Annotated in this window: 18 protein-coding genes; 10 read left to right on the top strand and 8 right to left on the bottom strand. The window is 70.4% G+C overall.

Annotated features, from left to right (window positions below; all coding sequences use genetic code 11):
• Positions 1-58 precede the first annotated feature (58 nt).
• From FZN60_RS16780 to FZN60_RS16750, 7 genes are all read right to left on the bottom strand, one after another.
• Complete coding sequence (locus FZN60_RS16780; RefSeq protein ID WP_158874651.1) at positions 59-1,051, bottom strand: Bug family tripartite tricarboxylate transporter substrate binding protein; 993 nt, start codon at positions 1,049-1,051, stop codon at positions 59-61.
• A 167-nt stretch (positions 1,052-1,218) separates the two neighbouring features.
• Entirely contained in the window at positions 1,219-1,632 is a 414-nt protein-coding gene (locus FZN60_RS16775) for a hypothetical protein (RefSeq protein ID WP_158874650.1), read from the bottom strand.
• Positions 1,614-3,317: a hypothetical protein gene (locus FZN60_RS16770; RefSeq protein WP_158874649.1), complete on the bottom strand. Its 1,704-nt coding sequence runs from the start codon at positions 3,315-3,317 to the stop codon at positions 1,614-1,616. The genes FZN60_RS16775 and FZN60_RS16770 overlap by 19 nt, the downstream gene beginning before the upstream one ends.
• A 19-nt stretch (positions 3,318-3,336) precedes the next feature.
• Complete coding sequence (locus FZN60_RS16765) at positions 3,337-3,732, bottom strand: hypothetical protein (RefSeq protein ID WP_199266583.1); 396 nt, start codon at positions 3,730-3,732, stop codon at positions 3,337-3,339.
• 20 nt (positions 3,733-3,752) lie between these two features.
• Positions 3,753-4,118, bottom strand: a complete 366-nt coding sequence (locus FZN60_RS16760; RefSeq protein WP_158874648.1) for a hypothetical protein — start codon at positions 4,116-4,118, stop codon at positions 3,753-3,755.
• Positions 4,108-4,410: a hypothetical protein gene (locus FZN60_RS16755; protein ID WP_158874647.1), complete on the bottom strand. Its 303-nt coding sequence runs from the start codon at positions 4,408-4,410 to the stop codon at positions 4,108-4,110. The genes FZN60_RS16760 and FZN60_RS16755 overlap by 11 nt, the downstream gene beginning before the upstream one ends.
• Positions 4,407-4,886 (bottom strand): hypothetical protein, encoded by a 480-nt coding sequence (locus FZN60_RS16750; RefSeq protein ID WP_158874646.1) that lies wholly within the window; start codon positions 4,884-4,886, stop codon positions 4,407-4,409. The genes FZN60_RS16755 and FZN60_RS16750 overlap by 4 nt, the downstream gene beginning before the upstream one ends.
• Positions 4,887-5,191: 305 nt before the next feature.
• Between FZN60_RS16750 and FZN60_RS16745 the strand changes: the two genes are divergently transcribed.
• Genes FZN60_RS16745 through FZN60_RS16735 form a run of 3 tightly spaced genes read left to right on the top strand, consistent with a single transcriptional unit; the run spans position 5,192 to position 8,123 of the window.
• A complete protein-coding gene (locus FZN60_RS16745) occupies positions 5,192-5,434 on the top strand; it encodes a hypothetical protein (RefSeq protein ID WP_158874645.1) in 243 nt (80 codons plus the stop codon).
• Entirely contained in the window at positions 5,431-7,107 is a 1,677-nt protein-coding gene (locus FZN60_RS16740; RefSeq protein WP_158874644.1) for an AAA family ATPase, read from the top strand. The genes FZN60_RS16745 and FZN60_RS16740 overlap by 4 nt, the downstream gene beginning before the upstream one ends.
• A 17-nt stretch (positions 7,108-7,124) precedes the next feature.
• Positions 7,125-8,123: a metallophosphoesterase family protein gene (locus tag FZN60_RS16735; protein WP_158874643.1), complete on the top strand. Its 999-nt coding sequence runs from the start codon at positions 7,125-7,127 to the stop codon at positions 8,121-8,123.
• Positions 8,124-8,185: 62 nt separating this feature from the next.
• On the opposite strand, the gene FZN60_RS16730 is transcribed toward FZN60_RS16735, so the two are convergent.
• Complete coding sequence (locus tag FZN60_RS16730) at positions 8,186-8,863, bottom strand: trna delta -isopentenylpyrophosphate transferase (RefSeq protein WP_158874642.1); 678 nt, start codon at positions 8,861-8,863, stop codon at positions 8,186-8,188.
• A 201-nt stretch (positions 8,864-9,064) separates the two neighbouring features.
• Between FZN60_RS16730 and FZN60_RS16725 the strand changes: the two genes are divergently transcribed.
• The 7 genes from FZN60_RS16725 to mbfA all read left to right on the top strand — a co-directional run bounded on the left by FZN60_RS16725 (position 9,065) and on the right by mbfA (position 16,047).
• On the top strand, positions 9,065-9,712 hold the full coding sequence (locus FZN60_RS16725; RefSeq protein ID WP_246726878.1) for a hypothetical protein: 648 nt from the start codon (positions 9,065-9,067) through the stop codon (positions 9,710-9,712).
• 5 nt (positions 9,713-9,717) lie between these two features.
• Positions 9,718-11,949, top strand: a complete 2,232-nt coding sequence (gene recD2, locus FZN60_RS16720; RefSeq protein ID WP_158874767.1) for an SF1B family DNA helicase RecD2 — start codon at positions 9,718-9,720, stop codon at positions 11,947-11,949.
• Between the two features lie 50 nt (positions 11,950-11,999).
• On the top strand, positions 12,000-12,269 hold the full coding sequence (locus FZN60_RS16715; RefSeq protein WP_158874641.1) for a sulfurtransferase TusA family protein: 270 nt from the start codon (positions 12,000-12,002) through the stop codon (positions 12,267-12,269).
• Positions 12,262-12,837 (top strand): DNA-3-methyladenine glycosylase, encoded by a 576-nt coding sequence (locus tag FZN60_RS16710; RefSeq protein WP_158874640.1) that lies wholly within the window; start codon positions 12,262-12,264, stop codon positions 12,835-12,837. Before FZN60_RS16715 ends, FZN60_RS16710 begins: the two co-directional genes overlap by 8 nt.
• 80 nt (positions 12,838-12,917) lie before the next feature.
• Complete coding sequence (gene ppk2 / locus FZN60_RS16705) at positions 12,918-13,844, top strand: polyphosphate kinase 2 (protein ID WP_158874639.1); 927 nt, start codon at positions 12,918-12,920, stop codon at positions 13,842-13,844.
• An 86-nt stretch (positions 13,845-13,930) separates the two neighbouring features.
• On the top strand, positions 13,931-14,974 hold the full coding sequence (locus FZN60_RS16700) for a CorA family divalent cation transporter (RefSeq protein WP_158874638.1): 1,044 nt from the start codon (positions 13,931-13,933) through the stop codon (positions 14,972-14,974).
• 95 nt (positions 14,975-15,069) lie between these two features.
• Positions 15,070-16,047: an iron exporter MbfA gene (mbfA, locus tag FZN60_RS16695; protein ID WP_158874637.1), complete on the top strand. Its 978-nt coding sequence runs from the start codon at positions 15,070-15,072 to the stop codon at positions 16,045-16,047.
• Positions 16,048-16,140 lie beyond the last annotated feature (93 nt).

Genomic DNA, 16,140 nt, shown 5'->3' with positions numbered 1-16,140 from the left:
TCGCTATCGAGATCGGCGGGGCGGCCCAGGGCCTTGAGTCAGGTCGCTGAGGGCGACCTTACTGGACGAGTCCGATGGTCTTGAGGATGCCCTCGATGCGGGTGTTCTCTTCCTTCAGGAAGCCCGCGAACTCGTCGGCCGGCTGGTAGAAGTCGGTCCAGCCGCGGGCCTTCAGGAGCTCCTGCCACTGCGGCGACTTCACCGTCGTCTCGACGGCGGCCGAGAGCTTCTGCTTGTCCTCGTCCGACAGATCCGGGCCGGCCATGACACCGCGCCAGTTGACCACGTCGATGTCGACGCCCTGCTCCTTGAGGGTCGGCACGTCGACGTTCGGCAGGCGCTCGGCGGTGGAGATGGCCAGCGCGCGCAGTTCGCCCGACTGGATCTGCCCTTCGAACTCGCTGTAGCCCGAGACGCCCGCGGTCACGCGGCCGCCGAGCATGGCGGCGAGCGCCTCGCCGCCGCCGGAGAAGGCGACGTAGTTGACCTTGGAGGCGTCGCCGCCCGCGGCCTGGGTGAACAGGCCGGCCAGGATATGGTCGGCGCCGCCGGCCGATCCGCCGGCCCAGGTGGCCGAGGCGACGTCCTGCTTGATGGCGGCCGACAGGTCCTGGACCGACTGGATGGGCGAGTCCTTGGGAACCACGATCACCAGCGGCTCACCGGTGAGGCGGGCGATGGGCGTGACCTGGTCGAGGGTGACGGGCGAACCGTTGGTGAGGATGCCGCCCACCATGACGAAGCCCGACACCAGCAGCTGGTCGCCGCGTCCGCGCGCCTCGTTGACGAACTGGGCGAGGCCGACGGTGCCGGCGGCACCGGGAACGTTGACCACCTGGACGGAGGTGACGACGCCCGCTTCGGTCATGGCCTGCTGAAGGGCACGCGCGGTGGAGTCCCAGCCGCCGCCAGCGGCGGCCGGCGCCGTGATCTTCATCTCCTGGAGCTGCGCCTGCGCCAGCGCCGCGCCCGACACCGAAGCCAGACCGCCGGCTCCCAGCAACGAACACACGACTCCCGCCGCAACCCAGCGGCCAAAGCTCTTGAACATTCTATCCTCCCTCACGAAGCACGACGCGCGGAGCCGGAGCTTCCGCAGCGAGATCAGGTGAACTCGAGATGAGCCGTGCGGTGACTCGTCTGAAGCTCGACTGGGGCGTGTCTTAGCATAGGAAAGCGAAGTTGAAACGGTCGACTGACGATCAACCCGACGGTCGATCAGCCGGCGGCCTCCGCCCGCGAGAACGCGAGCCGCGGCTTCGATCGCCGACGGGCCGACAGGAAGGTCAAGTCCTCCCAATCGCCGTCCCGGTTCTGGGTGCCGAGCCGATAATTGAACTCGGCTGCAACCGCGACGAGCTGGTCTCGGCTGGCAGCCGAGACGCGGCAGCTGATCTCGTCGCGTCCGACGCTCATCAGCGCGGCGACGAGCCCCACTTCGACGCCCTCGTCGAACTCGCCGTCCCGACCGGGAAAGCGCATGGTCAAGCCTTCGGCAATATGGATCTGGCGCATCGGGCACCCTGTCGGCTTCGTCTCGGCGCCATCGGCCAAGCCGGACGCTCGCTGCGCAGAATAGCCGGAAGGAGCTGGCTGCAAGCTTGACGGCCAGCTCAGCCGTTCCACGCGCATGCGCGCGCCTCGGCCACGTAGAACTCGCGACGCGCGGGCGCGCCCTCGCCGGACGCGTAGCTCCACCAGCCGGCCTGGAAGCCGAGATAGGCGAGGCGCATGAAGCGGATCAGCTCCCGCGCGCCTCGGCCGGACACGCAGTCGCCGAGCTCCACCGTTTCCTCTGGATCGAGCCCGAACTCGACCGATGCGCCCGCCACGTCCCAGGCGATGTCCTGGCAGCCGACAAGATCATGAGCGCGCGCGTGATCGACCGCGTCGGTCTTCACCACCCCGCGCGGCGTCGCGATCCATTCCCAAGGGTGTAGACGGGCGTCGACGAAGACCGGCCGCACCAGCGCCTGGAGATCGGCGATGCGCGCCTCGGTCCATTCGCCGAGCAGCGCCGCGGCGGCATCGGTGCCGATGCACTGGCCGAGGTTGTAGCGCGCCATCTCGGCGAGCGTGACGAGATCGGCGCCGGCGCGGTCCGCCGGAAAGGTTCGTGACCGGAAGCCGAGATAGCGCGCGAGATGGTCGGCGGCCTCGGCCGGCTGCGGCGTCCAGCGCGCCCCCTCCACCCAGCGCTCTGCAAGGAAGCCGTGCCGCAGCGCGAGCGGCTCGGGCGAGAAGCCGGCGTCGAAAAGCGCCCGCGCACGCTCGAACTTCGCCTCGGCGTCGGGACCGAAGCCGACGAACTTCAGAAGGACGGCTCCCTCCCCGGCTTCCAGCCGGTACTTGCGCGCTTCGCGTCCCGGATCGACCGGCGCGTCGACCCATGGCGAGAAGCCGCGCCACAGCCCGCCGGACAGGTCTTGCAGCTCCGGCTCGCACACCTCGCCCGACAGATCGGCGAACCAGCGCGCAAGCGGCGTACCCTCGCCTTCGCCGGTTCCGGCGAGGATCACGTCCTCGAAGGGCGCGTGAAGGCGCCGCGCGCCCTGCCATCGGGCGCGATGCTCCGCGCTGGCCTCGCGCCCCGGCTCGCCGCCGTGGCTTGGCATGAAGACGATCCGGTCGCGCGGCACGCCTTCCGCTTCCAGCCAGTCGGCCACGCCGCCGAAGGAGCTGCCGGAGAGGCCGGGCCCCTCGTCGACGATGGCAACGACGGCCCGCGGATCGGCGAGAAGGCGCGCGCGTAGGTCAGGACCGACCTCGACGCGTCGCTGAAAGGGGTGGCCGACGGGCCGCAGCGTCACGACAAGGCGCGCCGACGAGGCCGCGGCGACGAGCGGCGCCAACGCGGCGCCGATCGAGCGCAGGCCGATGACGACGGCGCCCGACGGCAGGCGGCGCGCGGCGGACAGGTAGAGTTCGGGATAAACGGCATAGAAGTCGAAGCCCTCGCCGCCGCGCAGCGTCAGCGCCGCGGGCGGATCGAGGGCGTCGAGCCCGGCCAGCATCGAAAGGTCGGGCAGCGGCTGATCGGCGAAGCCGGACCGCCAGCTGCGGTCGAGCGCGCGGGCGACCTCCACGGCCGCGGCCGCGATACGATCCTGACCCGGGCTCGTCTCGTCGATGCCTCGACGCTCCCGCTCGGCGTCGGCCCAGCCCTGGAGGAGCTCGGACACGAGACGCAGAAGGTCGAAGCAGGCGCCGTGCCAGCTCAGGCCGGCGCGGCCTTCGAGCTTGGCCGCTCCATTCGCGATCTGCGCGAGAAGGTCGGGCAAGGAGGCGTCGCGGCGATGATCGCCGTAGACGAGCATGGGCGCGACCGCCGCGGCGTCAGCTGGCTGCGGCGGTCGTCGGACGAGACGCGAAGGCCACGCGGGCCGCCGCGGCTTCCGTCCGACGACGCTCGCGATCCTGGCGCATCGCCTTGCGAAGCAACCAGTCGAGCACGTTGCGATCGACCGTCTCGCCGCTCTCGACGTCCTCGATCACGTTGATGCGGTCGGCCCGGAAGCCGCGATAAGCGCCCTGATGCACGTCCGTGCCGCCGAGGAGCGTCTTGCCCGGACCGATCTTCAGCTCGTGCGCGACGAGCTTGCGAAGGCTCGGCGCACCGGCGGCATCGAGGTAGGAGAATTCGAAGGCGCCATCGAGCGGCAGCACCTGCCAGCCGTTGCGGAAGCTCGGCCCCCGCGACGCCTTCGCCGGCTCGTCATCAGCCGGCAGCATCCCGAATTTTTCCAGTTCTTTCATGATCTTGATATGGTGTTCCGAGATGCCCGCGCCAAGGCTGGAGGGACCGGCGCGCCCATGAAGCGACGCGGCTCGCGCGCCTGGCGCGCCGCCGCCTCCCCATCGCGCCGGGCCTGTTCGGCCCCGTGTTCGCGCTGAAAACGAAGAACGGCCCATTCCCGCTCCAGCACCGCGGCGAAAAGATCGGGAAAGAACCCGTCCTCGTTGCCGTAGGCGAAGCGGTAGCGCCGCCACGCGGCACGCAGGACCGCGGCGCGGTCAAGGTCGAACGACAGCTTGCGCCGCTCCGGCGAGGCCTTGGCCACCACCGACGGGCGCCGCAGCGCCGCCGGCGTTTCGGATGTCCGCGCCTCAGCCCGCATGGGTCCTGGCGCTCGCGCGCCCTCCGCTCTTCGTCCGCCTGAAGGCGGCAGGAGCCGCCGGCGTGACCGGCCGCGGACGCGGCGGAGCGATCGCCGACATGCGCAGCCCGACGACGCCGACCGGTTCGCGAAGGCGAGCGAGTTCGTCGGTGAGGCGCCGCATCTCGGTGATCAGCCGCTCGCGGTTCGCGTCGACGAAGGTGCGCCCCTCGCCGTCCCGCGCGGCCGCCAGGATGTCGGCGACGCCCTGCTCGATGGCATGCACTGCCATGTCCACGTCGATCTCGGTCATTTCCCAACCATCCTCGTCTTGGCCGCATCGCTGCGTTTCGGGGCCGTCGTCGGCTTCGCCGTCTTGCCGGGCTTGGCGCCGACGGCGGTTGCCGCGTCGCGCCGGCGCCGCTCGCTGCCCGCCCCGGTCTTCGTCTTCGGCACGCGTCCGCGCGGCACGGGCACGTCGTCGGCCGGTTCGTCGAAGCCGGCTTCGTGCTCGCGGAAGGAGCGGTCGAGCATCGCGTCGGCGGCGATGCCGTAGGCGGCCAGCGCCAGACGGAAGGCGGCAGCGAATGCGTCTTCCGCGACCCAGTCCTTCTCCATCATGTGAACCGGCCACATCCACAGCCCGTCGGACCGACGCTTTGCGATCTCGTGCCGGGCGATGAAGTAGCCTGTGCGCGCATGTTCGAGCCCGTCGGCCTGGACCTGCCAGTCGCCGCACCCCGCCACGCCGGCCGCATCCGCGGCGACCGAGAAACCCTGCATACCCATGGACTTAGCTCCTCCTCGCCGGTCGCTCCGACGAGCGCTTGCCGACTAGAACAAAGTATGAACATCACCATATAGGAGGGTGATTCGCCGTCAAGCAAGACTTAGGATAATAATCCTATATCGATTCACATCCGCTTGAGATCCGACGCAGCGCGGCTCGATCGCGAAGCGCGGCGCAGCCTGCCTCATGTGGTTGTTCCAGCGTCGAGATTCCAGCTTCGGAGACTGTCATGGTAGCCCCGGCAAGACCAAAGATCGCGTCTTCGCTCCCGACTTCGTCGGAGCCGCTTCGTCGCCTCGAAACGTTGCGGCCGCGCCTCGAAGCGCTGACGGCCGAGCGCATCCGGGCCGAGAGCGAGGTGGAGCGGCTGGCGCGCGACGAGACCGCCGCCCGCGCAGCGGCGCGCGAGATCTTCGGCACCGATGATCCCGACGCGATCGGCGTCATGATCGAAGCGGACCAGAAGCGCGATCACGCCGCGATGGAGAACCTCGAGGCGCTCCTGGCCGATATCGAAACGCGGCTCGCCGCGGCGAGCGGCGAATGAGCCGGGAGGCCGACCTCGCGCGCCGGCTCGACGGCCTGCGCCATGGCCTCGCCCGCGCACAGGGGCGGCGTGACGCCTTCCGGGCGCGCGCCGAAGCGCTCGAGCGCGAGGTCGGCTCGGCCAAGGGCCGGCTCCTCCTTAAGGACGAGGCGGAGGGCTTCCTGGACGCGCTGCAGACCGAAGCGAACCGCCGCACGGTCGAGAGCTTCGAGACGCTGTTGTCCGCCTTCGTGTCCGAAGTCCTGCCGGGCGAGAAGCCCGTCTCGCTGGAGCTCTCGACGGAGCGCGGGCTGCCGGCCCTCGACATCGGCCTCAAGCGCCCGGACGGCTCGCGCGAGGACATCCTGGAGGACAATGGCGGGGCGCTGACCAACGTCGTCGGCGTCGCGCTGCGGCTGATCGCGGTGGTGAAGGCCGGGGCGGGCCGCTTCCTCGCGCTCGACGAGGCCGACTGCTGGATCGCGCCGGATCGCATTCCCGCCTTCTACCGCGTAATCGAGCAAGGCGCCGAGCGGCTCGGCATCCAGTGCCTCACCGTCTCGCATCACGACGTGGCGCGCTTCGAGAGCGGCATCGCCGTCAGCCGCCTCGTCGGCGAACCGGTGACAGGCATCGCGATCGCCTCGCCGGACATGGACGAGGCCTGGAGCGACGCGGCGCCGGGCCTGCGCTTCGTGCGCCTGCGCGACATCCAGGGGGCACAGGACGCGACGCTGCGGCTCTCGCCCGGCGTCAACGCCCTGACGGGGCCGAACAATCGCGGCAAGTCGACCTTCATCCGGGCCCTTCGCGCCGTGTTCTACGGCGAAGCGCGCGACAGTCTGGTGCGGGCCGGGGCATCCAGCGGCACGATCGAGATCGGCGCCCAGCACGGCCGAACCCTCCGCTTCGTGCGCCGGCCGCGGCGCAGCCCGGTGAACCTCTGGTCGCTGCACGAGGCGGACGGCTCCGTCGTCGAGGAGAACGGCCTGCGCTGCGAGACAGGCGGGCGCGCTGTGCCCGACTGGGTCGGCGAGGTCTTCGGCATCGCCCGCGTCGGCGAGCTCGACGTCCATGTCGCGCACCAGAAGTTCCCGGTCTTCCTTCTCGGCGAGACGCCCGCGCGCCGCTCGGCCGTCCTCGCGATCGGGCGCGAGGCGGCCTTCATCGCCGACATGCAGGCGATCCATCGCGAGCGCTCGACGCGCGACGCGGCGCTCGTGCGCAACGGCGAACGGGACCTGACGGAGACGCGCGCCGCACTCGCCCGCTTCGCCGGGCTGGAGGCAGTCAGTGTCGAGATCGAGGCGGCGGCTCGGCGGCTCGCCGAGATCGATGTCGGCCGCGGGCGACGCGAGGCGATGGCGAGCGCGCGCGAAACGATCGTCGAGGCGCGCCGCCGCATCGTGACGATCCGCGCCCGAGCCGCATGTCTCGACGCCCTGCCCTCCGGCGCCGACCTCGCAGGGCTGGCGGTCGGCATGGCCGCGAGCCGCGAGCGGAGCGCGACGGCAGCGCGGCTCGCCGCCACAATGGACGCGCTCGCCGCCGCGCGCGGGCGTTTCGCCGCGGCGTCTCAATCGATCGCGGAGACGGCCGGCGAGATCGAGCGCGTGACGAACGAGCTCGGCGGCGCCTGCCCGACCTGCGGCGCGCCGCTGGACAGCAGTGCCCGCCACGCTCACGCCGCCTGAACCGGGAGACGAGGTCCATGATCCTGACCGCCCCCCTTGTCACGCCGGAGCCCGTCGATTGCGGCGGGCTGCTCATCATCGGCGATCCGCATGTCGGCTCGCGCCGGCCGGGACGCCGCGTCGAGACCGACTGGCCGGCGCCGATCCTCGCCAAGCTCGATGCCTGCGTGGAGATCGCCAATGCCGGCGACCTCCAGGCTGTGTTCCTCGGCGACCTCTTCGACGCGCCGGTCGAGCCGGACGAGCGGCTCAAGGCCCGCCTCGTCCGGCTGCTCAAGCGCTTCCGCCGCCGTCCCCTCGCCAATGTCGGCAATCACGACATCGCCAATGCCGCGCTGTCGGACGGCGACACGCTCGCGACCTTCGCGCTGGCCGACGTCCTCGACGTCGTCGCGCAGTCCGGCCCGGTCGCGCAGTTCCGGATCGACGGTCGCCGGATCGGCCTCGGCATGACGCCCTACGGTCAGCCGATCCCCACGAGCATCGCGGGACACGTTCCCGGCGCCGAGGCGTCGGTCTGGCTGACGCACTACGACATCGCCTTCGGCGCATCCTATCCCGGCGCCATCGCGCCCTTCCCGATCGACGCCTGCGACCTCGTCGTCAACGGCCACGTCCACGCCTCGAAGCCGCCGATCCGGGCCGGCGAGACCCTGTGGTGCAATCCCGGCAACATCACCCGGCAATCGACGGACCTTGCCGGGCACGAACCGTGCGCCTGGATCCTCGGTGCCGACCTCGCGCTCCGTCCGGTTCCACTGCCGCACGCGCGCGACGCCTTCGATCTCACGGGGCGGCTGGTGCGTCCCGCCCGGAACGCGGCGGCGGAGCGGCTGGAGAGCACCTTCGTGTCTCTCCTCGAAGCCGAGGCGCCCGCCGATCTCGGCCGCACCGACGATGCGGCCTACCTGCGCGAAGCGATGGAAGCGCGCTTTGCCGAGGAGAAGACGCCGAAGCCGCTCCAGGCGCTCCTGCGCTCCCTTCTCGCCGAAGCGGTCGAGCGTCACGGCGCCTGAAACGCGAAAGCCCCGGACGGCGATCCGTCCGGGGCTTTTTGAGGAGCTCGAGGGTGGAAGGCTCAGGCCGCCTTCTTCGTCGGCCAGCCGAGCGCCACGAGCCGCGCCTTGGCATGGTCGCGCACCTCGTCGCGCAGGCCCTGCGGCAGTTCGCCCAGCGCCTTCTGCGTTTCGGCATCGAGCATCAGGTCGGTCACGGCGTTGATCGTCTTGGCCGCGTCGATCTTGCTCTTCAGGGCAACGCCGCCCTCGTTCTCCGTCTCGCCTTCGGCCGCGATGGGCGCCGAGCGCAGCTTCGGCGCATTGGCGGCGCGGGCCGCGACGGCTGACGGGCGGTTCTCCTTGAACTCGTCCGCCTCCTCCTCGGAGTAGACGAGGCCGTGGAGGTTGATGAGCTTGAGGATCACGCGGTCCTTCGCCCGCTTTTCGGCCATGGCGTAGACATAGGCCGCCTGACGGCCGGAGACGCGGTAGTTCACGTCGACCAGGGCCTCGCCGATCGACCATTCCGAGCGCTCGCCCATGGTGCCGGAGACGAGGATCACCGCCTCGTCGCGCTCGGCGCGCAGGATCGTCGGCTTGTCGTAGCGGATGTCGGCCTGGGCGGCGATGCGCTCCAGGGCCTTGTGGTAGATCACGGCATTGCCCTGCACGCGCCAGACATTGCCGGCGAAGGGCTCGCCGTACTTGGCGAGGGTGTCGGAGATCTGCTTGTCGGCGGTGCTGCTGGTGCTGCTCATGGGGAGGCTCCGGCTGGGGCGCGGCGGGACAGGATCGGGGTTCGTCCCGTTCCGTCCGGTTTGACGGCGCGCCATTTGTTCCTTATTTGTTCACATCCTCGGGAAATTGCAAGTCCTCCATCTCGTTGATCGGACGCGTGAATCCCATGTCGAGACGAGCGGCCTCCGAAGAAGCGCCGCGCCGATCGAGGTTGCCGTTCCATGTCCGCCGATCCCCTGCCCGAACACGCCCTCGCAAAGGTCCGCGCCCGCATCGCCGCGGCTCCGCAGAAGCCCCGCCGGGGGCAGCGGGCGAAGCCCGCGCCGTCGGCGCCGCCGAGCCGCGCCAGCCTCGTCACCGACTTCCTGGAGATCTGCCGGCTCGACCCGCTGGTCGAATCCGTGCGCCCGGCCGAGCCGGCCTTCTTCGGCGACGTGGAGCACGTCGCCGACTTCGAGGTGGTGCGCGAGGGCGAGCCGATGCTCGTCGAGGTCGTCACGGACGCCGACCTGCCCCGCCATCCCTACCGCGCCGTTCTTCTCGGCGAGCCGCTCTATGCCGAGGACGGGCGACGCTTCCTGATCGAGACGGCCGCGACGCTGCAGGCCGAGCCGCGGCACACAACGGTGAAGCTCGTCATGCAGTGCCGCGTGCCGGTCTCGGCGGGCGACCGGGTGCGCATCCTGCACCATCTCGACGAGACGGGCACCTCGACGCTGGTGGAATGCGCCTCGGTGGTGCAGAATTCGCGCGACGGCGTCGCCGCCGTCCTGGCCCTCGCCGTCGAGGGCTTCGTGTCCGTCGAGGTGGACGGGCCGATCCTGCCGGAAACGCGGGTGCGCCGGCGTCGGAGCGCCCTTCTCGATTGAACGCGATGCCGAACGGCTTTTCCGAAGCCCCCGCCACCTTCCTTCGTGCGCCCGATGCGGGCTGCGAGATGCTGGTCGGCGGCATCGAGCGCGTCACCTTCCACAATGCGGAGAGCGGCTTCGCCGTCCTGAAGGTGAAGGCGCGCGGCCGGCGCGACCTCGTCACCGTCGTCGGCCACGCGCCGACGATCTCGGCCGGCGAGTTCGTCCAGGCCGCCGGCATCTGGATCACCGACCGCCAGCACGGCCTCCAGTTCAAGGCCGACGTCCTTTCCACCACGCCGCCGACGACGGCGGAGGGCATGGCGCGTTATCTCGGCTCCGGCATGGTGCGCGGCGTCGGGCCGACGCTGGCAAAACGCATCATCAACCTTTTCGGCCTCGACACGTTCGAAGTCATCGAGGCGAACCCGGACCGGCTGAAGGAGGTGCCGGGCATCGGCCTGCTCCGGGCCGAGCGCATCGCCGCCGGCTGGGCCGAGCAGAAGGCCGTGCGCGACATCATGGTGTTCCTGCACGGCAACGGCGTCTCCACCTCGCGCGCCGTGCGCATCTTCAAGACCTACGGCCACGAGTCGATCCAGGTCATGACGGAGGATCCCTACCGCCTCGCCCGCGACATCCGCGGCATCGGCTTCAAGACGGCCGACGCCATCGCCATGCGCCTCGGGCTCGGCCGCGAGGCGCCGCAGCGTCTGCGTGCCGGCATTTCCTTCGCGCTCCAGCGCGCGACCGACGAGGGCCATTGCGGCCTGCCGGTCGAGGAGCTGCTGAAGCTCGCCGTCGACCTCCTCGAGGTGCCGGAGCCGCCGGTCCGGCGCGCCATGGAGGAGGAGCTGAAGGCCGGCGTCGTCGTCGGCGACACGATCGAGGGGCGCGATTGCCTGTTCCTGAAGAGCCTCCACATCGCCGAGCGGTCGGTCGCCGAGCGGCTGCTGGCGCTGGCCAGAGGCGAGCGTCCCTGGCCGGCGATCGAGGTCGATAAGGCGATCGCCTGGGTGGAGACCAAGACGGCCAAGGTGCTGTCGCCCTCGCAGCGCCGCGCCGTCGCGGACGTCCTCGACGCCAAGGTCGCGGTGATCACCGGTGGCCCGGGCGTCGGCAAGACGACGCTCCTCGACACGATCCTGCGCATTTTGGCCGCGAAGGGCGTCAAGCTGCTGCTGACGGCCCCGACCGGCCGCGCGGCCAAGCGGATGAGCGAGCAGACCGGGCTGGAGGCCAAGACCATCCACCGCCTCCTGGAAATCGACCCGGCTAACGGCGGCTTCAAGCGCAGCGCCGAGAGCCCGCTCGACTGCGACCTTCTCGTCCTCGACGAGGCGAGCATGGTGGACGCCGCGCTGATGAACGCGGTGACGCGGGCGCTGCCGTCCCGCTCCGGCCTCCTTCTCGTCGGCGACGTCGACCAGCTGCCCTCCGTCGGCCCCGGTCAGGTCCTTTCCGACATCATCGCCTCGGGCGCCGTGCCCGTCGCGCGCCTGACGGAGGTCTTCCGGCAGGCGCAGGAAAGCCGCATCGTCGTCAACGCCCACCGCATCAACCGCGGCGAGATGCCGGATCTGGCCAGACGCGGCGAGGACTCCGATTTCTTCTTCGTCGAATGCGAGACCCCGGAGGACGGGGCCGCCAAGGTCGCCGAGATCGTCGCCCGCCGCCTGCCCCGCCGCTTCGGCCTCGATCCCGTGCGCGACATCCAGGTGCTCTGCCCCATGCAACGCGGCGCGCTCGGCGCCCGCGCGCTCAACGCCGACCTCCAGCGGGCCTTGAACGGGGACCAGACGGTCAAGATCGAGAAGTTCGGCTCAGTCTTCCAGCCGGGCGACAAGGTCATGCAGACCGAGAACGACTACGACCGGCAGGTCTATAACGGCGACCTCGGCACGGTGACCGGCATCGATCTGGAGGACGGCCTCCTGATGGCGAACTTCGACGGCCGCGAGGTCGAATATGCCTTCGGCGAACTCGACGCCCTCGTGCCGGCCTACGCCACCACCATCCACAAGAGCCAGGGCTCGGAATACCCGGCCGTCGTCGTCACCTGCGCCACGCAGCACTACACGATGCTGGCGCGCAACCTCCTCTACACGGCAGTGACGCGGGGCAAGCGCATCGTCGTCATCGTCGGCCAGAAGAAAGCCCTCTCGATCGCCGTCCGCAACCATGCGAACCGCCGCCGCTGGACCAAGCTGCGGGAGTGGCTGACCTTCGACTACCGGGCGCAGGTGCGGGTCTGACGCGCGGCAGCCCGTTGCGCGCCCTGCCGTGCCCTTCTACATCCCCTTCGATGGACGCCTTCACGCCCGATCGCACGCTCGACCTGTCCGGCCTCAAGTGCCCGCTGCCGGCCCTGCGGACGGAGAAGGCGCTGCGCGGTCTCGCGCCCGGTACGAGGCTCGCCGTGATCTCGACGGACCCGCTCGCCGCCCTCGACATCCCCCACCTCGTCAACCAGACCGGCCATCGCCTCGCGGAGATGCGGCGCGGCGAAAACGGGGCCGCCGTCTTCCTGATCGAGGTCCTGCCGCCCGCCATTCGGCCGGCCGCGCATGACTGAGATCGCGCCGCGCCGGCTCGACGTGCATTTCTTCGAGCGCGACGCGGTGACGCTGGCGGGCGCTCTGATCGGGGTCACGCTGCTCGTCGACGGTGTCGGCGGGCCGATCGTCGAGACGGAGGCCTACACGCCCGACGATCCGGCCTCGCACAGCTATCGCGGCCAGACCCCGCGCAACGCCTCCATGTTCGGCCCGCCCGGCCGCGCCTACGTCTACCGCTCCTACGGCATCCACTGGTGCCTCAACCTCGTCTGCGGCCAAGGCGAGGCCGGCAGCGCGGTTCTGATCCGCGCGATCGAGCCGCGGCACGGCCTGGAGCGGATGCGCGAGCGGCGCGGTCTGGAGAGCGCCCGGCTCCTGTGCAGCGGACCGGGCCGGCTCGCCCAGGCGCTCGGCGTCACGATCGAGCAGGACGGCCTGCCGCTCGACGCGCCGCCCTTCGAGCTCTTCGCGGCCCTGGACGCGATGGAGGTCGCGACGGGGCCGCGGATCGGGATCACCCGCGCGGTCGAGCAGCCCTGGCGCTTCGGCCTGTCCGGCTCCCCCTTTCTCAGCCGCAAGCTCTGAGCGCCGGCTGTCACACGCCCGATACAAATCCGACGCAGGTTCCCGCGCGATTCGATGTCGCGGCAAGGGGATCGGCAGACATGGACACGGACACGCTTTCCTCGGCCTTCGCGGACTATGACCGGATCCGCGACGAGCTGGCCGACAGCTTCGACGAGGAGTTCGAGATCGCCGCCGACGAGGACCGGCTCGACCAGCTGGACGAGGGTTCGAGCGGCGCGCCGATCGGCCGCACGCTCGACCGGCGCATCTACTTCAAGGAGCTGTTCCGCCTGCAGCGCGAGCTGGTGAAGCTGCAGGACTGGGTCCAGGCGCACAAGCTGAAGGTCGTGGTGCTCTTTGAAGGCCGCGATTCCGCCGGCAAGGGCGGCGCCATCAAGCGCATCACCCAGCGTCTCAATCCGCGCGTCTGCCGCGTCGTGGCGCTCCCCGCGCCGTCCGAGCGCGAGCGCTCGCAATGGTACTTCCAGCGCTACGTGCCGCACCTGCCGGCGGGCGGCGAGATGGTTCTGTTCGACCGCTCCTGGTACAATCGCGCCGGCGTCGAACGCGTCATGGGCTTCTGCACGGAGGCGGAGGTCGAGGAGTTCTTCCGCTCCGTTCCGGACTTCGAGCGCATGCTGGTGCGCTCGGGGATCATCCTGTTGAAGTACTGGTTCTCGATCACCGACGAGGAGCAGGAATTCCGCTTCCAGATGCGGATCCACGATCCCCTCAAGCAGTGGAAGCTCTCGCCCATGGACGTCGAGAGCCGGCGGCGCTGGGAGGACTACACCCGCGCCAAGGAGGTGATGCTGGAGCGGACCCACATTCCCGAGGCGCCCTGGTGGGTGGTCGAGGCCGTGGACAAGAAGCGCGCCCGGCTCAACTGCATCCGCCACCTCCTGGAACAGGTGCCCTACGGCGAGGTGGTGAAGCCCTCCGTCACGCTGCCGCCGCGCGAGCGCCACGCCGACTACGTGCGCCACCCCGTGCCGCCGGAGATCATCGTCCCCAACCGCTACTGAGGGCCCGCGCGCGGGCGCTTTCCATCGGCGAAGGCTCGGCACAGGATGCGCTTCGCCGGCCCGTCGTTCCTCCACGCGCGAGTTCCATGCCCCGTTCCGCCCTGACCGAAAGCCCGCCGCACCGCGCCGGCTCGCCCGAGAGGCCGGCGCTGCAGGCAGGACTCGTCTGGGGCTTCGACTTCGGCGAGGGTCGGGTGTGGCCGACCGCGCCGGACGACCTCGTCGTGCCGCCGACCGATGCGGCACGGGACGGGCGCTTCCGCTGGCTGCACATCAACAGCGCCAACCAGGCGAGCCGGCGCTGGATCGAGGAACAGGCCGCGCTGCCGGACGGCGTGCGCGAGCTCCTGCTCTCGCCCGAGACGCACCAGCGGGCTCTCGTCGAGAACGGCTTCGTCGCCTGCGTCCTTCACGACTTCGAGGTCGACTTCGGCTCGGAGGAAACGACCCGCACCGGCGCGCTCCATATCGCGCTGGGACCCGAGGCGATGCTCAGCGCCCGCCATCACCCGCTGGCGGCTGCCGACGTCGTCCGGCGCAAGGTCGAGGCCGGCGTCTGCCCGGTCACGCCGGCCCAGTCCTTCGATCTCGTGGTGTCGGCGATCATACAGGTCGCCGCGCGCCGCGCGACGACGCTCGCCCGCTCCGTCCAGGCGAGCGAGGACCGGCTCCTCAACGACGGCTGGGAGCCCGATCCGCAGGAGCTTTCCTCGCTCCGCCGCGAGGCCGTGCGGCTGAACCGCCAGCTCTCCGGCATCCGCGCCGTGCTCCAGCGCCTCGAAGAGGACGAGGACCTGCCCGAAGCGCTTCTGCCGAGCGTCGAGAAGCTGAACCAGCGCGTCGCCGCGCTGCACGGCGACGTCGCGGCGGCGCAGGCCGACATTCGGCTGCTGCGCGAGGAGATCGACCTCCAGATGACGCAGCGCACGAACCGGAACCTCTACGTCCTGTCGATCCTGTCGGCGCTCCTCCTGCCGGCGACGCTCGTCACCGGCTTCTTCGGGATGAACACGGGCAATATGCTGTGGAGCCATTCCGACCACGGCACGCTCTTCGCCGGGCTCGCCGTCGCGGGCTCGGCCGCCTCGATCTATCTCTGGCTCCGCTTCAAGGGCTTTCTCGGCGGCTGACGGCTGACGGCTGACGGCTGCCGGCGGCACCGTTGTCGCGGCGCGGGCGCGGTGCTATCTGAGTCATAGTTTGGAATTATTCTAAAGAGCATACCATGCTAAGGTTCGCCCAAGGGCGCAAGCGCTTCTCCGACCTGTCGGAGCGCGAGATCCTGGCGCTCGCCATCTCCGCCGAAGAGGACGATGCGCGCATCTATGCCGGCTATGCCGAGCGGCTGGAGGCGGACTTCCCCGCCACCGCGGCGGTGTTTCGCGAGATGAGCCGCGAGGAGGACGGTCACCGCCGCGCGCTCATCGCCGAGCACGAGCGTCGCTTCGGTCCGACGATCCCCCTGATCCGGCGCGAGCACGTCGCCGACTACGTCGCGCGCCGGCCGACCTGGCTTCTCGCCAACCTGCCGCTGGACGACATCCGCGCCGAGGCCGACCGGATGGAGGACGCCGCCGCCCGCTTCTACGAGGCGGCCGCGCAGCGCACGAGCGACGCCTCGACCCGCCGCCTCCTTGGCGACCTCGCCGAGGCCGAGCGCGGTCACAAGGGCAAGGCCGACGTCCTGGAGGAAACGCTGCTGACGCCCGACGCCCGCGGCGAGGAGGACAAGACGGCGCGGCGCCAGCTCATCCTGACGCTGATCCAGCCGGGCCTCGCCGGCCTGATGGACGGCTCGGTCTCGACGCTCGCGCCGATCTTCGCCACGGCGTTTGCGACGCGCGACCCGCATACGACGCTGCTCGTCGGCCTCGCCGCGGCGGTCGGCGCGGGCATCTCGATGGGCTTCACCGAGGCCGCGCACGACGACGGCGTCCTGTCGGGCCGCGGCTCGCCGGTGAAGCGGGGCTTCGCTTCCGGCATCATGACCACGGTCGGCGGCCTCGGCCACGCGCTGCCTTACCTCATCCCGGACTTCTGGACCGCGACGCTCATCGCATTCGCCGTCGTCGTTCTCGAACTCGTCGCCATCGTCTGGATCCAAAACCGCTTCATGGAAACGCCGATCGGCCGGGCGACCGTGCAGGTCATCGTCGGCGGCGCGCTGGTGCTGGCCTCCGGCATCCTGATCGGCGGCGGGTAAAAACAAGTCAGACAAACAATTCGATCGTTTGATCGCTTGGGTTCCGCCGCGCCTCCGCTAGCTCCCGGTGCCGGGCAGTCCCTGTCCGGGAGA

This window comes from Antarcticirhabdus aurantiaca (assembly GCF_009765365.1).
GTDB classification, from domain to species: Bacteria; Pseudomonadota; Alphaproteobacteria; order Rhizobiales; family Rhizobiaceae; genus Antarcticirhabdus; species Antarcticirhabdus aurantiaca.
Note: the sequence above shows the minus strand (reverse complement) of the source record. Positions and strands in the feature narration are given on the sequence as shown.

Excerpts from the sequence above, each read along its gene's own strand:
- FZN60_RS16715 (WP_158874641.1), top strand. The coding sequence starts at position 12,000 with ATGGACGCCTTCACGCCCGATCGCACGCTCGACCTGTCCGGCCTCAAG.
- FZN60_RS16710 (WP_158874640.1), top strand. The coding sequence starts at position 12,262 with ATGACTGAGATCGCGCCGCGCCGGCTCGACGTGCATTTCTTCGAGCGC.
- FZN60_RS16740 (WP_158874644.1), top strand. The coding sequence starts at position 5,431 with ATGAGCCGGGAGGCCGACCTCGCGCGCCGGCTCGACGGCCTGCGCCAT.
- FZN60_RS16735 (WP_158874643.1), top strand. The coding sequence starts at position 7,125 with ATGATCCTGACCGCCCCCCTTGTCACGCCGGAGCCCGTCGATTGCGGC.
- FZN60_RS16755 (WP_158874647.1), bottom strand. The coding sequence starts at position 4,410 with ATGACCGAGATCGACGTGGACATGGCAGTGCATGCCATCGAGCAGGGC.
- FZN60_RS16730 (WP_158874642.1), bottom strand. The coding sequence starts at position 8,863 with ATGAGCAGCACCAGCAGCACCGCCGACAAGCAGATCTCCGACACCCTC.
- FZN60_RS16760 (WP_158874648.1), bottom strand. The coding sequence starts at position 4,118 with ATGCGGGCTGAGGCGCGGACATCCGAAACGCCGGCGGCGCTGCGGCGC.
- FZN60_RS16750 (WP_158874646.1), bottom strand. The coding sequence starts at position 4,886 with ATGGGTATGCAGGGTTTCTCGGTCGCCGCGGATGCGGCCGGCGTGGCG.
- FZN60_RS16770 (WP_158874649.1), bottom strand. The coding sequence starts at position 3,317 with ATGCTCGTCTACGGCGATCATCGCCGCGACGCCTCCTTGCCCGACCTT.
- FZN60_RS16765 (WP_199266583.1), bottom strand. The coding sequence starts at position 3,732 with ATGCTGCCGGCTGATGACGAGCCGGCGAAGGCGTCGCGGGGGCCGAGC.
- ppk2 (WP_158874639.1), top strand. The coding sequence starts at position 12,918 with ATGGACACGGACACGCTTTCCTCGGCCTTCGCGGACTATGACCGGATC.
- FZN60_RS16725 (WP_246726878.1), top strand. The coding sequence starts at position 9,065 with ATGTCCGCCGATCCCCTGCCCGAACACGCCCTCGCAAAGGTCCGCGCC.
- FZN60_RS16775 (WP_158874650.1), bottom strand. The coding sequence starts at position 1,632 with ATGCGCGTGGAACGGCTGAGCTGGCCGTCAAGCTTGCAGCCAGCTCCT.
- FZN60_RS16780 (WP_158874651.1), bottom strand. The coding sequence starts at position 1,051 with ATGTTCAAGAGCTTTGGCCGCTGGGTTGCGGCGGGAGTCGTGTGTTCG.
- mbfA (WP_158874637.1), top strand. The coding sequence starts at position 15,070 with ATGCTAAGGTTCGCCCAAGGGCGCAAGCGCTTCTCCGACCTGTCGGAG.
- FZN60_RS16700 (WP_158874638.1), top strand. The coding sequence starts at position 13,931 with ATGCCCCGTTCCGCCCTGACCGAAAGCCCGCCGCACCGCGCCGGCTCG.
- recD2 (WP_158874767.1), top strand. The coding sequence starts at position 9,718 with ATGCCGAACGGCTTTTCCGAAGCCCCCGCCACCTTCCTTCGTGCGCCC.